General features: G+C 74.1%; 1 protein-coding gene. It reads left to right on the forward strand.

Annotated elements, in window-relative coordinates:
• A partial coding sequence (locus OSB71_RS24335; protein ID WP_265950961.1) for an acyltransferase domain-containing protein occupies positions 1-441 on the forward strand: 441 nt, incomplete at both ends.

The following is a 441-nucleotide window of genomic DNA, read 5'->3' on the forward strand; positions in this document are numbered from 1 at the left end:
GCGGCGGTGGCCGGGGTGTTGTCGCTGGCGGACGCGGCCCGGGTGGTGGCGTTGCGCAGCCGCGCGATCACCGCGTTGGCCGGGCGTGGCGGGATGGTGTCCGTGGCTCAGTCGGCGGACCGGGTGCGTGAGCGGATCACCGCCTGGGACGGGCGGATCTCACTGGCCGCCGTCAACGGACCCTCCTCGGTGGTGGTCTCCGGCGACCCGGACGCGCTGGCCGAACTCCTCACTGCCTGTGAGCGTGACGAGGTCCGGGCGCGTCGGGTGGAGGTGGACTACGCCTCGCACTCCGCGCACGTGGAGGCCATCGAGGCCGAGTTGGCCCGCCTGCTGGACGGGATCGAGCCCCGGCCGGGCCGTGTCCCCGTCTACTCCTCCCTGACCGGCGCCGAGCTGGACGGCGCGGAGATGGGCGCCGCGTACTGGTACCGCAACCTG

The organism is Streptomyces marinisediminis, from assembly GCF_026262575.1.
GTDB classification, from domain to species: domain Bacteria; phylum Actinomycetota; class Actinomycetes; order Streptomycetales; family Streptomycetaceae; genus Streptomyces; species Streptomyces marinisediminis.